Raw genomic sequence first — 16,340 nt, forward strand, 5'->3', positions numbered from 1 at the left:
GTGGGGTCCTTTCATGAAGTTAAAAAACCAATGAAAGGATGGCCGTTATGCTGGATATTTTCCTGCTTATCATTCTATCAATCTGTGTCATCACGGATATTAAAAACAGAAAAATCTATAACAAGGTGATTTACCCTGCCTTACTGATCACTTTTATCTTCCATTTCGCTGCTGGCGGGTGGACAGGGCTCAGCCATTCTTTCCTTGGTTTTTTGATCGGCTTCAGCATCCTGCTTATCCCATACATGCTTGGCGGCATGGGAGCGGGGGATGTGAAGTTACTTGCGCTGATCGGAGCGATCAAAGGAGGAGCCTTCGTTTTTCAATCATTTCTCTATATTGCCCTAATTGGTGCTTTGATGGCGGGAATGATCCTCATTTTCCGCCGGGGCATGCTTAAATCGATTGGTTACTATATGGCGAGCTTAAGAGGGGGCGTAAAGCTGCCAGGTGGAATTTCGAGAGGGTCTCTGACGGCGACATATCCATATGGGGTAGCCATTGCGCTTGGTGCGGGACTCAAATTGGCAATGGAAGGGAACATGCTCCCATGGTAAGAAAAGAGGAAGGGCAGTCCTTGGTGGAGTTTGCACTTGTCCTTCCGGTTCTCTTGCTTCTGGTTGTGGGAATATTCGATTTTGGAAGGGTGCTGTACACCCACCTGCAAATGGAGCTGGTTGCCCAGGAGGCGGTTCGACTGGGCGGGCTTGGGCAGGGTGAAACTGCTGTTAAAGAATATGCACACAATCATTTTCAGGCGGCCAATCCTGAGGGGCTGGAGGTGTTGGTTACTGTCTCTTCCCGTGATGGCACATCAACCGGAGAGTGGAAGTCCGGAAACTATGTGACGGTAACGATGAGCTACCCGGAGGAAATATTACAGCCCTTAGGCGGAGCTTCCATTCCTTATACCGTAAAAACCAGCTCTACCATCAGAATCGAGTGAGGGGAAATGGATGAAGCATTTTTTTAAGCGTATATTCAGAAAGGAAAAAGGTAACGTCATTGTCCTTGTCGCCTTAGCGTTGGGCGGAATGATTACTTTGTTAGGTCTTGTCATCGACGGCGGCCATTTGTTCATGACGAAAAGCCATCTGCAAAAGACAGCGAATGCTGCCGCGTTATCCGGAGCACAGGAACTCTTAAATGATAAAACTGCAGTCCGTAAGGTGGTTGATGAATTACTGGAAGCCCATGGTGAAAGTGGAAGTTTGGTCGAACCTTTTGACCCCATCGATCAGGTGCATGTCAAACTAAAACGAGATGTGCCCTTATTTTTTTCTTCATTATTCGGGGTCGAATATTTACCTATAGCCGTAGAAGCAAAAGCCGGACTTAATCCAATGGGAGAAACAAAAGGAGCGGTTCCGTTGGGAATCGATGAATCGGTCGATCTTCAATACGGTGACATATATCAATTGAAAGTAGACGCCGGAGACTCTGAGGCAGGTAACTTTGGTGTGCTCGCTTTAGAAGGTCCTGGGGCTAAATCCTATGAAGAAAGCTTGACTTATGGATTCGAGGAAACGTTGAAGGTCGGTGATGTTATCAATACACAAACTGGTAATATCGCGGGTGCTACACGAAAAGGAATTGATTACCGGATTGGTGAATGCCCAAATCCAGAGGGAGACATTCAAAAACGTGACTGTCCGAGGATAATGAAGGTCATAGTTTATAAGCTCTATGAACAAGCGACGAATCAAATGAAAAGTGTTCAAATTACAGGTTTTGCTTATTTTTATGTGACCGAGAGAATGGGCGCTAATGATGATTCCATCAAAGGAATCTTTATTCGCAGAGCGGGAGACGGTACGGCAGGAGCAGCGGGTACACCGGATCGTGGTGCCTATGCGATACGACTAACAGAGTAGGTGAACAAAGATGAAACCTAAAAAAATATTGATGCTGGCACTGTTATCCGGGATTATCACTACAGTGATTTTCTACTTATTTATGGAACAGGCAAGGTCCAGTTCAGGAGCAGAAGAAGCGGCGACTGTAAGTATTATCGCTGCCAGCGAAGATATCCAGCAAAATCAGGAAATAACGGAAGATCAACTTACAGTAATCGAAGTAGATGAAAACGAAGTGCACCCTCAATCTGTCGAAGATAAGGCAAAGGTAGTCGGCAAACTGGCTGCCACCGAGATAAAAGCAGGAGAACAACTCATGTCCCACCGGGTGCAGAGTGGCGAGGAAGAAGACGAGGTGATTGCCCTCAAGATAACGGAAGGGCATCGTGCTTTTTCCATCAATATCGATTATGTGAAGTCCGTTTCTAATATGGTTGAACCGGAAGATTATGTCGATGTAGTTCTCAGTGTCGGCAAAGAGGAAGCAACTAAAACCGAGCTTATCCAGGAAAAGGTAAGGGTGTTAGCGGTAGGACGACGGATGGTTGAAAAGAAACAGGATGCACCGGAGGAAGAGTATCACGCTGTCACACTGGAATTATCCCAGGAAGACACTGTCAAAGTGATTAACGCCAGTGAAAGAGGACGACTCCAGCTGTCTCTGTACAGTAAAAGAGTCTCAGAAGAAAAGGATATTGATGAAATAAAACCAAACAAGGTATCTTCCAATCTGAATCCTCTTCCGCAAAGATCCGCAATCCGCTCAGGTCCTGGATTGGATGAGGCAGTGATCACTGTAGTAGATCAAGGAACAATCTTAAGAGATTTAGAACAAGATTCAACAGATGAGCAAGGACGAATTTGGTTGAACGTCGAAACACCGGATCAACAGGAAGGCTGGATCAGCAGCAGAATCGTCAAATATGAAGCAGAATAACAATAAGGAGGATTGACAGTGATCAATAAGCAACGCCAACATCAAAAAAGTGATACACATAAGGAAGTGATTGTTGTTTGCAGTGCGGTCGGTGGTGTGGGAAGAACGACTATCACTGTTAATCTCGCATCCCTGTCAGCAAAGCAAAACAAGAAAGTGAGCATTCTGGATGGTGACTTGCAATTTGGAGATGCCGCTTTAGCATTAGATCTCAAGCTTGAAATGACGATGCAGGAGGTTATAGAAAATAAAGATATTTTGAATAGCAAAGCCTATTGTCTTCATCATCAAACAGGGATTGAATTGCTATCAGCTCCGTCAAGGCCGGAATTTGCTGATCTGGTCACCCCGGACAATTTAACTGATATTCTGGACGTGATGGCTGATCGGTCAGAACTTTTATTGGTCGATACCCAACCCGGGCTGACAGACCATAATATTCCCCTGCTGGAACGAGCAGATCGAATCCTTGTAATCACAACTCCCGGAATGGCTGTTTTAAAAAATACGAAATTGATGGTAGAGACGTTTACAGCTCTGGGTTGGAAACAAAAGCTATCTTTGATTGTAAATAAATCCACGAGTACTTCAGCAGTGGATGTTCATGAGATTTCTGAAATTGTACAGGTGAAGGAGACATATTTTTTACCTCATGACGACAAGCATGTACCCTTGTCTCTCGATAAAGGGTGCCCTATTATCCTTCAGAATCCTAAGATATCCTTTTCTAAAGAAATAACGGCAGCAGCATGGAATATTTTCCCGGATGAGTGGAGAAGTCAGGGTGCACGTAAAGACATACCAAGGTCTTTCATCAACCGATTGACAGGGTGGAGGAGGAAGGACGATGAGTTTATTAGCAAAACTGCAATCAAAAAATCATAAGGAAGATAATGCTGCTCTATCAGCTGCGGTACCTATGACAAAACTGGACGCACCTGATCAGACAAACCCTAAAGTCGAAAGCACAGCTGTTCCTGCTATAGAAGTAAAGAAATATAGCAAACCAAAGGAGAAAATGAAAGCTCCAGCACCAGTTGATGAGCATAAAGAATTGAAGAACCTCATTTTCAAATATATTTTAAAAGAGCGCCATGAAGAAGATGTGGAAGACATAGTTACAGATTTGGATGCAATTATTGAAGAGGTCTTGAAGGAAAATGAGGACCTTGAGAAAATTAGTGATTTTATCAAATTAAAAGAAGATCTGACCAATGATCTGACCGGTTACGGACCAATTAATCCATTGCTGCTTGACGACGGAGTGACCGAAGTCATGGTGAATGGGCCTCACAAGGTCTATGCCGAGCGCAGCGGTCGTTTAGAGCTCACGGATGTCACATTCAGGGACAATGATCATGTAATGGCAGTGCTCGAGAAAATCGTGGCACCGTTAGGGCGTAGAGTAGACGAAAGCAGTCCGATGGTAGATGCACGGCTTCAGGACGGCTCCCGTGTCAATGCCATAATCCCGCCATTAGCGTTAGGGGGGCCGACCATTACGATTCGTAAATTCTCTAAAGATCCTTTTACCATCCATGATTTGATCCGGTTCGGAACGTTGACCGAAGAAATGGCGGAATTCACCAAGGCTTGCGTCGAAGCGAAGCTGAATATCTTTGTCAGTGGCGGGACAGGGTCAGGAAAAACGACCACCCTCAATGTCCTGTCCTCTTTCATTTCCAATAAGGATCGTATCGTAACAATTGAAGATGCTGCAGAACTTCAACTTGGACAAGAGCATGTTGTGTCGCTGGAAACTCGTCCTCCTAATATCGAAGGAAAAGGAGCGATTTCGATTCGTGACCTTGTCCGAAACTCATTGCGAATGCGGCCGGATCGAATTGTGATCGGGGAAGTACGGAGCGGGGAAGCTCTAGATATGCTGCAGGCAATGAACACTGGACATGACGGTTCCCTTGCAACCGGACACTCGAATAGTCCTCGTGATATGGTAGCACGTTTAGAGACGATGGTTTTAATGGCAGGGATGGAATTGCCGGTCAAAGCGATTCGCGAACAGATTGCCGGTGCTCTTGATGTCATTATTCAGCAATCACGTCTGAAGGATGGCACCAGGAGAATCACCAACATAACAGAAGTCCAAGGACTAGAAGGGGACATTATCGTCCTGCAGGACATTTTTACTTTCAAACAATTCGGCGTGGATGAAGATGGAAAAATCATAGGGAAATTAATTCCTACTGGTGTCCGACCTAAATTCTATGAACGGATGGAATATGAAGGTATCCATTTGCCGGCTTCTATTTTCATTGAAAAAGGAGAATAGCATATGAAGGGCATTTTATTAATAGCGATATTCTCTACCATCTTTCTGACTTTATTGGCGGCTGGGAAGTGGAAGCAGGCAGACGGAAATGGCGGGTCAGTTAAAAACCATGTCACGTTTAAAGAATCCCTGAAAAGAGCGAATAGCAGCTTAAAGATGCTGCTGCTCAAGAAAAAGAAAGCGACAAAGAAAAGAAGTCGACTGGAACAGCAGCTTAGTATAGCGGGGATTTCTATGAAAGCAGAGGAGTTTCTCCTATTTAAATGGTTTGCTGTCATAATTGCAGGCGGTGTTTTTCATTTGATATTCAGTGATATCATTTTGCTTATTGTCGGTGCAATGATGGGATATATAATACCGGGACTGTGGCTGAATCGGAAACAGGTCAAGCGTATTAAAGAGTTCAATGCCGGACTTCCTGGAATGTTGACTTCGATTATCGGCTCCCTTCGTGCAGGCTTCAGTTTTCCTCAATCGTTGCAAATGGTGGGAGAAGAGTCTTATTCGCCAGTTAAAGAAGAAGTGCAGCATGTCCTGAAGGCCATGCAATACGGGACAAGTATCGAGGATGCTTTAGTAGAGTGGAAAAAAAGGATGCCGAGTGATGATTTATCTCTCCTTGTGGAGGCAATCCTGATTCAACGTCAGGTAGGCGGTAATCTTGCTTACCTGCTGGATAAGATTGTGGAAACGATAAGGGAGCGAACAAAGATTGAAAACCAAATCAAGACGTTAACTGCCCAGGGGAGGTTGTCAGGTATCATTATCAGCCTGCTTCCTGTCGTTTTGGGTATAATTATATACATGATGAATCCTGAATATATGAGTACGTTGTTTACAAATCCAATCGGCCAGGGAATGCTGGTTGCGGCAGTTTTCGGAGGAATCATCGGGTTCTTTTTAATCCGTAAAATTACAACTATTGAGGTGTAAGCGAGGATGCTATTTTATATCAGTTTTTTCATATTTATCAGTTTGCTCACATACGCGTCAGTTAGTTTACACTCGGAAAAGAAATGGATAATACAAAGGCGGATCCATGATTTTATCACTACGCCTGCAGGATCTGTGTCAGGTTTTGCAGAGGAAGAAGAACTATCTTTTTATAAACGGGTTATAGGTCCGGAGTGGAAAAAACTGAAACGTAATTATCAAAAGAGAATCGGAAGAGAAAAAGCTTCCAAGTTGGAAATCAGGCTTTTACAGGCTGGGCAGCCGTTTGGGTTTACGCCGGTGGAATTCAAGATATTCCAGATTATACTAGTAATAGTTTTTTTCCTTGTTGGAGGAGTAGCCGGGATTCTAACCGGGACTGGACTGGCTGCAAGTATGTTGTTTGCTTCCCTCGGTGCTGGACTAGCATTGGTTATCTCTAACCATTACTTGAAATTAAGAGCTCAGAAGCGAAGTAAATCAGCCGTAAAAGAACTACCGGATACTCTGGATTTACTGACCATCAGTTTAGAGGGAGGTCTTGGATTTGATGCGGCTTTAAGTAAAGTGGTCACAAGGAAAAATGGGATCTTATCTGATGAATTCAAGGTTTGCTTAGAAGAAATACGGTTAGGGAAAACGAGAAAAGAAGCATTGAGCGGAATCAATCAACGATTGACAGCAGAAGAATTAAAATCGTTGATATATAACATCGTCCAGGCAGAGAAGCTTGGGATTGGAATGGTTTCTGTATTACGTGTCCAAACGGAAGACATTCGTGAACAGCGGAAGCAAAAAGCGGAAGAGGCTGCCATGAAGGCACCGATAAAGATGATGTTCCCCCTGGTGCTATTTATTTTTCCGACCTTGTTCATTATTCTATTAGGTCCAGCTATACTGCAGTTTTTAGATGCTTTTTAGAGGAGATTGGCAATACTGGAAATAAGGTGCAGTTACTAGACATTTGAGAAGTTTAACTAGACACTATCCAGGTTTTATTAGACAATCTCAAGAATTAAATAGGCAGCTGGTGCTTTTACTGGATACCCTTAACCAATACTAGACAACCCATCTATTCAATAAGAAAACCCTGGCATATAAGCCAGGGTTTTTGTGTATCAATCTTTTGGTACAACGTTTTCGATTGTAGACCAGTCAAATGTGCCAGCGCGGATTTTTTCACGTCGTTCCTGGGTTATGATATCAGGTGGACGACCACCTTTTGGCCAGTCATTTTCATGATCTCCCCAGATTGGACGATCATGGGACAGGACATAGGCAGCTAAGTCTGCTGCTTCCTGATCCGTTAATGTATTTTCGTCGCCTTTTGGCATATTCGCTTTGATATAACCAGCAGCTTTACTGAGACGGCCCATACCGGCACCATCATTAAAAGAGCCATCTCCCCAAAGTGGTGGTCCTGCGTTTGCGCTTCTTCCTGCGCCATCTGAACCGTGGCAGGTGATACATCCTTTTGTTTCGTATAATTCTTCTCCACGGGCGACATCAGGTTCTGGAACTTTGTCCAGATTAGGTTTTTGCATCTTTTCTAATTTTTCTCCTTGTGCAGCACCTTTTGACAAGAAAGTCATGTAAGCAACCATCGCACGCATTTCGCGACTATCATGCTCCAATTGCACGCCATTCATGCTTCGCTGCATACAGCCATTGACACGGTCTTCTAAAGTGAAGATGGTGTCAGAGCGGGGACGGTAAACAGGGAACTGAGATGCTACTCCAATAAAGGAATTGGTATTGGATACACCGCCATTCGCATGGCAGCTTGTACACGAAAGTTCGTTTCCGACTTCATCTGCAAGCATGGTGTTGGTATTGTACATTAATTTTTGTCCATACAGGATTTCTTCGGTTGCAGGGTCATCCGGGTCCAGTTCCGATAATTTATTTTCATAATTTTGCGGTGTATCGAACTGGGACTCTTCACTTGAGCAAGCTGCAAATGCTGCGATTATTAAAAGCAAAGCAAATATCAGCCATTTGTTCTTCCACATGCAACTGCCTCCTAACTTTCTCATATAGTTGTATACGTTTAGAATGATGTCCATTACTATTGTTTATCAAAAAATATGTTAGTAATAATGCAAAAAAGTCGTTGGGGGGAGAGAAACTCCAATAATGTATATGGAGTTTCTTCAGCATCATCAGTCTGCTGGTACGACATTTTCGATTTCTGTCCAATCAAATTCGCCGTTACGGATTTTTTCGCGTCGATCTTGAGTGATGATATCAGTAGGACGACCGCCTTTTGGCCAGTCATTTTCGTGTCCTTCCCAAACTGGTCTTTCATGTGAGAGGATGTAAGCGGCAAGGTCGGCAGCTTCCTGGTCTGTCAAATTTTCTCCATCGCCAGGTGGCATATTCCGCTTTAAATATCCTGACATCTTCGATAAGCGCGTCATACCAGCGCCATCATTGAACGAATTGTCACCCCATAATGCCGGTCCGGATGTTGCTCCTGTTCCTGATCCATCCTGTGCATGGCAGGACATGCAATTCTTCTCGGAATAGAGTTCCTCGCCTCTCGCTACATCAGGTTCTGGAACTTTTTCCATGTTATTTTGCATCCGCCAAGGGATATCTGCGTCATAGTCAATACCTTCCGATATGTAGGTAAGGTAGGCGACCATACCACGCAATTCATCGCTTCTACGATCAAGCTTTTCCCCATTCATACTCCGAATCATACAACCGTTGATGCGGTCAGATAAAGTGAACATATCTCCTTCACGAGAGCGGTATTGGGGGAACTGTGTAGCTACACCGACCATAGAGGATCCTTTTCCAGTCCCCCCGTCAGCATGGCAGCTGGCACAGGAGAGCTCATTACCCACCTCATCGGATAATACGGTATTAGTCTCGTTAAAGGCTTTTTCCCCAAGCTTAATATATTCAGTCATTGGGTCCTCCGGATCTAAATCGTCCGTGGAAGGAGGATTATATTCTGGTTCTTCTGGTGTCCGCTCATAGGGGGAATCTTTTGTTACAATTTCATTGTTAGAACATGCTGTAATAGTAGCTATAATTAATAGCAGCATCCATAAAAACCATTTGTTATTTACCATTTTCAACCTCCTAGTCTCTAGTTGCTAAGGTAGTGTTGACATAATTGTAATAAATTTTTGGATGTAATATATAGGATATGAAATTTCTACATATAATCTTCATAACATTTTGCTTTTTCAGACATATTTAAATATCAATGAAAATAGCGTGTTGGAGTAAGATTTTTCAAAGAAGTTATGCATCAGCGGTCAGACTAACATATAGCTGCTGGTAGGCTTTCGCTTCTTCTGCCATTCCTTTTTCGTTATAAATTTTAGCTAGCCACTGTACAGGCGATGGATCGTTTTCCTTCAATTCCATTTCCCAGCTGAAGCACTCTAAAGCTCCATCCAAATACCGAAAATGGTAATATAACTCTCCAAGCTGGTCTTGATTGTCTAAATCATTGATCAGTGATTTGATTTGTTTAGCTTTTTGGATGGCAGGTCTTGCTTTGGGTATGATTTCCAATGGATGCAACCATTCGATTACTCCATTTATCCCCTCGTTAACTATCAAAATTTCAATACATTGGTAAAGAATCGTGTTTGCCCGCTCTGGGTGGGTCCGGAATAATGGGAGTAAAAATTTGTTTAAGTGGTGGATATTTATTGATTCATTTCCTGGATTGAAATTTTCTAAAAGACGCATCATCTTTTTTTCTTGGCTGCTTGAAAGCACCAAGGAATGTTTATGAAGAAGAGCCATGACTTTTACGAAATTATCCGTTTGTAGGTAAAGGGTAAGAAGGTCTTGCTGCAAAGGTTCGAATTCTGGAATGCTTGTATATAGATACTCTAACGATGAAAGTGTTCCTGTGTCGTTGAAATGTAATTCACATTGTTGTTTGAAAGCAGTATAGTCTTCTTTGGTCGGGGATGAGATTAGGTGAATAGTGGAGAGAGCGATTTGGTCAATCCATCGCCCCTGTGATTCTAATAAGGAGAAAAGCTCATGAAACACATCGCTTTTGCTGCGTTGAGAAAATAAGATTTTTTCATAGTAGATGGGGTCTTTTTTGAATAAGGTTTCATCATGCGTATCGTAAAGGTTGTGGTAGCGGTTAGAAGCTACTTCGTTCTTCGCTTTCCATACCCACTCATTTTCGGGCATCTGTTCAGAAAGTATCTGGAGGATACGGTAACCGGCGAACATTTTTCCGTCACGTCTATGTTGGTAATATAGCGTTTGAATATATTTGAAAAGTTTTTCTTTCTCAATAACGGAATCAAAATACGTAGCAATCAGAGCAAGTTCCTGGGGTGTATAGGATTTTTTAAGCGATTTGAACAGCTGTTGGAAACTTTGTCTTTTTATTGGCTTTTCCGGGGAAGTCAACGTAAGTATGAGAGGATGAGGGGAAGCGATCAGATTACCTTTTTCAAAAGCCTTCTTAATGTGACAGTCAGGGCTCAGCCCTTTATCTTTTACAATATTAAGAAACTGGTCCTTGTAATAGATGAGATAATAGATGTTTCGTTCTGGATCTGTAGCTTTTAACACCTTGCTTTGAATATAGACAGCCAACTGCTCTGCTCTAAGCGGCACATAGCTATTATTGGTTTTTAATGAAAGGGTGATGGGTTCCATAGTATCCCTCCTTGGTTTACCTTGACTATAACAAATATGAGAATGATTTACACGTTAAAAAGAGAACCCTTGTATGGGTTCTCTTTAATCAGGCTTATTTGAATTGTTCTGGAAAACTGGTTAAATCGATGCCCCATACAAGCGGCATCAAGAAATAAATGAAGAGCGCAATGATGAATATCGCTACTATATTAAGGAAGAATCCAGCTTTTGCCATATCCGGAATTCTTAAATATCCAGAGCCGAAAACAACGGCGTTTGGAGGGGTGGCGACAGGCAGCATAAAAGCACAGGATGCTGCAAGGCCTGCACCGATCATCAAACTGTACGGGTGGACATTGATTGCCGCTGCAAGGGAGGCCATGATTGGGAACATCATGGTTCCTGTAGCTGTATTTGACGTGATTTCGGTTAAGAAAATGACAAGGCCAATGACGGCAAGCAAAATTATAAAGAAGTTTACATTTGCAAGTACGGTCAATTGTTCCCCGAACCATTCGGCCAAACCAGACTCTTTGAACCCGGCAGCAATAGCAAGACCGCCACCGAACAGCAAGAGGATGCCCCAAGGCAATTGTTTAGCTGTATCCCAATTCATCAATGCTTCTCCACGGTATCGCTTCGATGGAATTACAAAGAGAATTAAGGAAGCAGCGATTGCGATGATGGCATCATTGATGCCAGGGATGAACTCACTTAATAGGAATGAACGGGTAATCCAGGCGACGGCCGCCAGTGTGAATACAGTCATCACTGCCTTTTCCTCAGAAACCATTTTGCCTAGAGCAGTCTGTTCATCCCGAATGACTTTTTGACCTCCTGGAAGCTGATCCAATTTCATTTTATAAGCGACTTTAACTAAATAAATCCAGGCGATAACTAAAAATACGGCGGAGATCGGCACACCGAAGAGCATCCAGCGGGCAAAAGAGATTTCGACTCCATATAATTCTGAGACAATACCAGCAAAGATGGTATTTGGAGGAGTACCGATTAATGTTCCAAGTCCACCGATGGAAGCGGAATAGGCAATCCCAAGCATCAATGCTTTTCCGAAATTGAAATTTTCAGGGCTGGTATCAATCGAATCATCATCCTTCAATAAATCTGATACCTGATAAATGATCGCAAGTCCAATTGGCACCATCATCATAGCGGTAGCTGTGTTAGAAATCCACATAGATAAAGCACCGGTGGCTACCATAAACCCTAAAATGATCTTTTCCGTGCTGGTTCCTATCATTGAAATGATCCACAGCGCTATCCGTTTATGTAAGTTCCAGCGCTGCATGGCCAATGCGATGATAAATCCACCCATGAATAGGAAGATTGTATCTGAACCATAAGAGGAAGCCGTCGCGTCTATATCCAGTCCTCCAGTTAATGGGAATAAGACAATCGGCAATAGGGATGTTGCAGGAATAGGTATGGCTTCGGTGATCCACCAGGTAGCAATCCAAAGGGTGGAGGCTAAGATAGCTACTCCCTCTTGAGAAAGTGATTCTGGTTTTACAAATAATAATGTCAGTAAAAATAAGAGCGGTCCCAGCCACAAGCCGATTTTTTGCCTGGCATCAAAACCGGAAGGTGGTTGATCATCTTCCTGTTTGTGACGGGTGCTTTCTGCTGATTCTGTGTCCCACTTTGTGTTTCCGCTTACAGAAAAACGCAGCAGGTCTTTCGCTTCATGGTGCATATTCCACATTCGTTTCCAAACCGTGGATGCGACACTAATTAAGTTCATTATTGTACCTCCTTTAAAGCAGTATGATTGGTATTTACCACCATAACATAATTCAATAACTTATTATTCGATTACGCATAAAATTTCGACAATTTTCCTATGTTATCTTACTTTACTCATATAAAAAGTGGTAAAATTCTATTGCCTTACAATTGGATATTTTCCCAATTAGTGAAACTTTTTACATACCATTACGTACATATTACTAACGGTTAAGCTCCATGAAAATTCTAGGGAAAGGATGTGATGGTGATAGAAATAGTCGATATTTATTGGTGGATTCTCTGGGGCAGCCTTGGGGCAGCTGTTCTCGCAACTTTCTTTGGGGATATAATAGAGGGGCTGTTTGAGGGACTGGATGAATTTTTAAGCCCGCTCTTGTTGTTTGGTACCCTTTCTGTGATAGGTGGAGCTGGTGTATTACTTACAAAATACACGGATTGGATTGCGGTTTATGTCTTATTGGCAAGCTTGCTTATAGGGACTGGTGCTTATTTTCTTATCTATCACTTTATGATTGTTCCTATGTCTAATGCTGAATCATCTACTTCGAAATCTGTCATGGATCTTGAAGGAAAGCTGGCAGAAGTCATTACTACCATTCCAGCAGAGGGGATGGGAGAGGTCTTTATTGAATCTACTCACGGCAGTCGAAATGAAATTGCGAAGAGCTTCGATTATGAAGAGATCAAGCAGGGGGAAAAAGTCGTTGTTGTAGAGGTGAAAGAGCAGATAGTTTATGTTTCGTCAATGAATGAAGAATTTAATTAAGGGGTTGGGGTTGAGCATGGATTTCTTAGTTGTAATTGGTGTCATTATAGCGGTATTGGTAGCATTCGGGATATTATTCGCTGCCCGTTATAAGACCGTTGGTGCTGACGATGCAATGATAATCACAGGGAGTTTTTTAGGAAATAAGAATGTACATAAAGCAGATGATGGCAGTGGGATAAAAATTGTCAGAGGCGGAGGGGCGTTTATACTGCCGGTTTTCCAGCAGGCTGAATTCATCAGTTTGCGATCTCACAGCCTGGATATTTCTACTCCTAATGTTTATACTGAAAACGGTGTCCCAGTAATGGCTGATGGCACTGCGATTATTAAAGTTCAAAGCACAACCGAGGGAATCGCTACAGCCGGGGAACAATTCCTTGGCAAGGATGATTCTGAACTTCGCAAGGAAGCACAAGAGGTATTGGAAGGGCATCTGCGTGCCATTTTAGGAACAATGACGGTTGAGGAAATTTATAAAAACCGGGAACGTTTTGCTCAAGAAGTACAAACCCAGGCAGCTGTCGATCTCAAGAAGATGGGGTTGCAGATCGTATCCTTTACGATCAAGGATGTTCAGGATGAAAATGGTTACTTAGAAGCTTTAGGTAAACCGCGTATCGCTGAAGTAAAACGTGATGCGCAAATAGCTGAAGCCAATGCGATGCGGGACGCTCGCATTCAAAAAGCCAGTGCCGAAAGGGAAAGTAAGCGTGCTGAACTGGAAAGTGAAACACAAATTGCAGAATCTACTAAAAATAAAGAGTTGAAAATTGCTGCATATAAGCGCGAACAAGATACATCCAAAGCAGAAGCAGACATGGCTTATCAATTACAGGAAGCGAAGTCTCAGCAGCAAATAAAAGAAGAAGAAATGCAAGTACAATTAGTCGAGAAAAATAAGTTGATAGATTTGGAAGAACGGGAAGTCAGACGAAAAGAACGGCAGTATGAAGCGGAAATATCCAGAAAAGCAGAAGCGGAACGTTATGCCGCAGAGCAAAAGGCGGAAGCAGATAAGCTGACGCAGGTAAAACGTGCTGAAGCAAAAGCAGAACAAATCCGACTGGACGGGGAAGCAGAAGCTGCTGCTATCAGGCAAAAAGGTCTGGCCGAAGCGGCCGCCAAAGAGAAATTGGCAGATGCTATGGAGAAATATGGTGAAGCGGCTATCCTGGAAATGATCATAAAAATGCTTCCTGAATTTGCGGGAAAAATTGCGGAACCAGTAAGCTCTATTGATAAAGTCACAATTGTGGATAATGGAAATGGCACAGGAAATGGAGATGGAGCAACACGAATGAGTCATTATGTAACTAACTTGATGAGTCAATTGCCAGAAACATTAAAGGATGTCTCTGGATTTGATATGAAGGGGATGCTCGACAACGTAGCTGCCAACAGTGAAAAGAAAATCAACGAGAGCTTTTCTCAAAAAGAAAAACAGCCAGTTGAAACTGAATAATAAGAAAAAGCAGGCCGTCGAAATCCAAATCGACGGCCTGCTTTGTTCCTATCTGGGAATTTTAAAATTAATTACGAGTGATAACCTTTTGTAGTGGGCTGCATCCAGCTTCGCTGCACAGGACGTGCCTTATTTAGTCGAACGTCATTACTAGCAAGGCGCTTACGCTTTTGTTAATAGAGCTTTCCCTGACGGTATAACACGGTAGATAGTTTTGTGACAGAATGGATATAGCAGTTTTGCCGCAATGGGAAAGGATCTTTGAAGAATTGCGGTAAAATGGTATCTAATGTTTCCTGCATTTTATCATATAACTTTTCATAGATCTGATCCTCCGTATCAAACTGTGTTTCTCTTCCTTGCATCCATTCAAAGTATGAAACGATTACACCGCCTGCGTTAGCTAGAATATCAGGCACAATAAGCACACCTTGATCACTCAAGTATTGATCGGCGTCTTCTGTTACTGGAGCATTAGCCCCTTCCACAATTAAGCGGGCTTTTATATTTTCCAAATTTCCAGTGTGGATTTGGTCTTCCAGGGCAGCCAGGAATAAGGCATCGACTTCCATTTCTAATAAATCGTCCCTGTTAAGAACCGTTGCCTTGATTTCATATTCGGCTAACGTCTTGTCATCAACTGGCAGGTCGCCTTTGTGTTTTTTACCATATTTGATAAGAGCGTGGATATCGAGACCGTCTGAATTGTATAAGGTGACATTACGGTCACTGACAGCAACCACTTTATTTTGGAGATAGTTGCATTGATAAGCTTGAAGGGCTGCGACAGATCCTACATTTCCAAACCCTTGAATGGCAATTGTCAATGGACGGTCATAGTGCTCTATGGCAGTTCTGGCAAATCTATTGTCACTATCTTTCATCCACGTGATATTCTCTTTCATAAAGTTATGCATCATATAGCGAAACGTAAAATATACCCCTTTTCCCGTTGCAGCTCTTCTGCCAAGGGAGCCTCCATTAATTACGCTTTTACCCGTGAAACTTCCCCGATAGGGCTGACCTGGATGAATCGTTTTGTACTCAGCCATCATCCAATCCATTTCCCTTGCGCTAGTGCCTACATCGGGAGCAGGGATATCTTTTTCCGTCCCTAAAATATCACTGAAATACTGGACATATTTTTTGCAAATCAAGTTTAATTCCTTGTCTGTATATTCTCTAGGATCGATAATGACCCCGCCTTTGGCACCTCCAAATGGCACGTCGTGGAGCGCATTTTTCAAAGTCATCAATTTAGCCAGGTTAGAAACTTCATCTTCATTCACAGATTCATGGAATCGGATTCCGCCTTTATAGGGACCTAACGTTTTATTGTGCTGAACCCGGAAGGCGGGAATACGGACTACTGTGCCATTTTCTAAAGCAATCCTGAGAAAGGACTTATTAACATGATTGGGGGTTGAAAGTATTGATACTAATGACTTGAACGCCTGTTGCCTCGACTCATCTCGCAGGTCTGGTAAAAACGAGTCGTCTTCTGCTAAAGCGTTCAAAGATGATTCAATAATATCTTCTGTTTTCTTTTCCATAAAAGATACCCTCCTGCAGAAAAAATAGATGCTATATTTATCCTTCCCCTTTATTACAAATAAGTAATCTTAAAGTTACATTAGGGTAACGGTCGTATGAAATATAGATAAAAACATACCAAAAAAAGCGGCCCTAAG

The 16,340-nt window shown here is 42.8% G+C and carries 15 protein-coding genes; 10 read left to right on the top strand and 5 right to left on the bottom strand.

Features of this window, described 5'->3' with window-relative positions:
* The first annotated feature begins 47 nt into the window (after positions 1–47).
* The 8 genes from BLV00_RS11780 to BLV00_RS11815 all read left to right on the top strand — a co-directional run bounded on the left by BLV00_RS11780 (position 48) and on the right by BLV00_RS11815 (position 6,937).
* Positions 48–557: an A24 family peptidase gene (locus BLV00_RS11780; RefSeq protein ID WP_093045180.1), complete on the top strand. Its 510-nt coding sequence runs from the start codon at positions 48–50 to the stop codon at positions 555–557.
* 23 nt (positions 558–580) lie between these two features.
* Entirely contained in the window at positions 581–946 is a 366-nt protein-coding gene (locus tag BLV00_RS11785) for a TadE/TadG family type IV pilus assembly protein (protein ID WP_245728965.1), read from the top strand.
* A gap of 10 nt (positions 947–956) precedes the next feature.
* Positions 957–1,874 (top strand): pilus assembly protein TadG-related protein, encoded by a 918-nt coding sequence (locus BLV00_RS11790; protein ID WP_093045182.1) that lies wholly within the window; start codon positions 957–959, stop codon positions 1,872–1,874.
* 10 nt (positions 1,875–1,884) lie between these two features.
* Complete coding sequence (cpaB, locus tag BLV00_RS11795; RefSeq protein WP_093045183.1) at positions 1,885–2,793, top strand: Flp pilus assembly protein CpaB; 909 nt, start codon at positions 1,885–1,887, stop codon at positions 2,791–2,793.
* Positions 2,794–2,811: 18 nt separating this feature from the next.
* Positions 2,812–3,678: a CpaE/TadZ family protein gene (locus BLV00_RS11800; RefSeq protein WP_176791487.1), complete on the top strand. Its 867-nt coding sequence runs from the start codon at positions 2,812–2,814 to the stop codon at positions 3,676–3,678.
* The gene (locus BLV00_RS11805; RefSeq protein WP_218131900.1) at positions 3,641–5,083 is read left to right on the top strand and encodes a TadA family conjugal transfer-associated ATPase; all 1,443 of its coding nucleotides are present in this window, start codon (positions 3,641–3,643) and stop codon (positions 5,081–5,083) included. Before BLV00_RS11800 ends, BLV00_RS11805 begins: the two co-directional genes overlap by 38 nt.
* A 3-nt stretch (positions 5,084–5,086) precedes the next feature.
* Positions 5,087–6,016: a type II secretion system F family protein gene (locus tag BLV00_RS11810; RefSeq protein ID WP_245728954.1), complete on the top strand. Its 930-nt coding sequence runs from the start codon at positions 5,087–5,089 to the stop codon at positions 6,014–6,016.
* A gap of 135 nt (positions 6,017–6,151) precedes the next feature.
* On the top strand, positions 6,152–6,937 hold the full coding sequence (locus BLV00_RS11815; RefSeq protein ID WP_245728955.1) for a type II secretion system F family protein: 786 nt from the start codon (positions 6,152–6,154) through the stop codon (positions 6,935–6,937).
* A gap of 197 nt (positions 6,938–7,134) precedes the next feature.
* Here BLV00_RS11815 and BLV00_RS11820 read toward each other — a convergent pair whose 3' ends face one another.
* The 4 genes from BLV00_RS11820 to BLV00_RS11835 all read right to left on the bottom strand — a co-directional run bounded on the left by BLV00_RS11820 (position 7,135) and on the right by BLV00_RS11835 (position 12,413).
* Positions 7,135–8,028 (bottom strand): c-type cytochrome, encoded by an 894-nt coding sequence (locus tag BLV00_RS11820; RefSeq protein ID WP_176791489.1) that lies wholly within the window; start codon positions 8,026–8,028, stop codon positions 7,135–7,137.
* Between the two features lie 150 nt (positions 8,029–8,178).
* Positions 8,179–9,099, bottom strand: a complete 921-nt coding sequence (locus BLV00_RS11825; RefSeq protein ID WP_093045187.1) for a c-type cytochrome — start codon at positions 9,097–9,099, stop codon at positions 8,179–8,181.
* A 175-nt stretch (positions 9,100–9,274) separates the two neighbouring features.
* Positions 9,275–10,669 carry a tetratricopeptide repeat protein gene (locus BLV00_RS11830; protein WP_093045188.1) on the bottom strand — a complete coding sequence of 465 codons (1,395 nt, stop codon included), beginning with the start codon at positions 10,667–10,669 and terminating at the stop codon, positions 9,275–9,277.
* 94 nt (positions 10,670–10,763) lie between these two features.
* Entirely contained in the window at positions 10,764–12,413 is a 1,650-nt protein-coding gene (locus BLV00_RS11835; protein ID WP_093045189.1) for an SLC13 family permease, read from the bottom strand.
* Positions 12,414–12,659: 246 nt separating this feature from the next.
* Between BLV00_RS11835 and BLV00_RS11840 the strand changes: the two genes are divergently transcribed.
* Together BLV00_RS11840 and BLV00_RS11845 are read left to right on the top strand one after the other, a co-directional pair.
* Complete coding sequence (locus BLV00_RS11840) at positions 12,660–13,184, top strand: NfeD family membrane protein (protein WP_093045190.1); 525 nt, start codon at positions 12,660–12,662, stop codon at positions 13,182–13,184.
* Positions 13,168–14,649, top strand: coding sequence for a flotillin lipid rafts scaffold protein FloT (locus tag BLV00_RS11845; RefSeq protein WP_281243020.1), 1,482 nt, complete (start codon positions 13,168–13,170; stop codon positions 14,647–14,649). The genes BLV00_RS11840 and BLV00_RS11845 overlap by 17 nt, the downstream gene beginning before the upstream one ends.
* A gap of 173 nt (positions 14,650–14,822) precedes the next feature.
* Here BLV00_RS11845 and BLV00_RS11850 read toward each other — a convergent pair whose 3' ends face one another.
* Positions 14,823–16,202: a Glu/Leu/Phe/Val family dehydrogenase gene (locus BLV00_RS11850; protein WP_093045192.1), complete on the bottom strand. Its 1,380-nt coding sequence runs from the start codon at positions 16,200–16,202 to the stop codon at positions 14,823–14,825.
* Between the last annotated feature and the right edge of the window lie 138 nt (positions 16,203–16,340).

This window comes from Thalassobacillus cyri, assembly GCF_900107755.1.
GTDB classification, from domain to species: Bacteria; Bacillota; Bacilli; order Bacillales; family Halobacillaceae; genus Thalassobacillus; species Thalassobacillus cyri.

Coding starts and splice junctions, on each gene's coding strand:
- BLV00_RS11835 (WP_093045189.1), bottom strand. CDS start 12,413: ATGAACTTAATTAGTGTCGCATCCACGGTTTGGAAACGAATGTGGAAT.
- BLV00_RS11780 (WP_093045180.1), top strand. CDS start 48: ATGCTGGATATTTTCCTGCTTATCATTCTATCAATCTGTGTCATCACG.
- cpaB (WP_093045183.1), top strand. CDS start 1,885: ATGAAACCTAAAAAAATATTGATGCTGGCACTGTTATCCGGGATTATC.
- BLV00_RS11825 (WP_093045187.1), bottom strand. CDS start 9,099: ATGGTAAATAACAAATGGTTTTTATGGATGCTGCTATTAATTATAGCT.
- BLV00_RS11810 (WP_245728954.1), top strand. CDS start 5,087: ATGAAGGGCATTTTATTAATAGCGATATTCTCTACCATCTTTCTGACT.
- BLV00_RS11850 (WP_093045192.1), bottom strand. CDS start 16,202: ATGGAAAAGAAAACAGAAGATATTATTGAATCATCTTTGAACGCTTTA.
- BLV00_RS11805 (WP_218131900.1), top strand. CDS start 3,641: ATGAGTTTATTAGCAAAACTGCAATCAAAAAATCATAAGGAAGATAAT.
- BLV00_RS11845 (WP_281243020.1), top strand. CDS start 13,168: ATGAAGAATTTAATTAAGGGGTTGGGGTTGAGCATGGATTTCTTAGTT.
- BLV00_RS11840 (WP_093045190.1), top strand. CDS start 12,660: ATGGTGATAGAAATAGTCGATATTTATTGGTGGATTCTCTGGGGCAGC.
- BLV00_RS11820 (WP_176791489.1), bottom strand. CDS start 8,028: ATGTGGAAGAACAAATGGCTGATATTTGCTTTGCTTTTAATAATCGCA.
- BLV00_RS11830 (WP_093045188.1), bottom strand. CDS start 10,669: ATGGAACCCATCACCCTTTCATTAAAAACCAATAATAGCTATGTGCCG.
- BLV00_RS11790 (WP_093045182.1), top strand. CDS start 957: ATGAAGCATTTTTTTAAGCGTATATTCAGAAAGGAAAAAGGTAACGTC.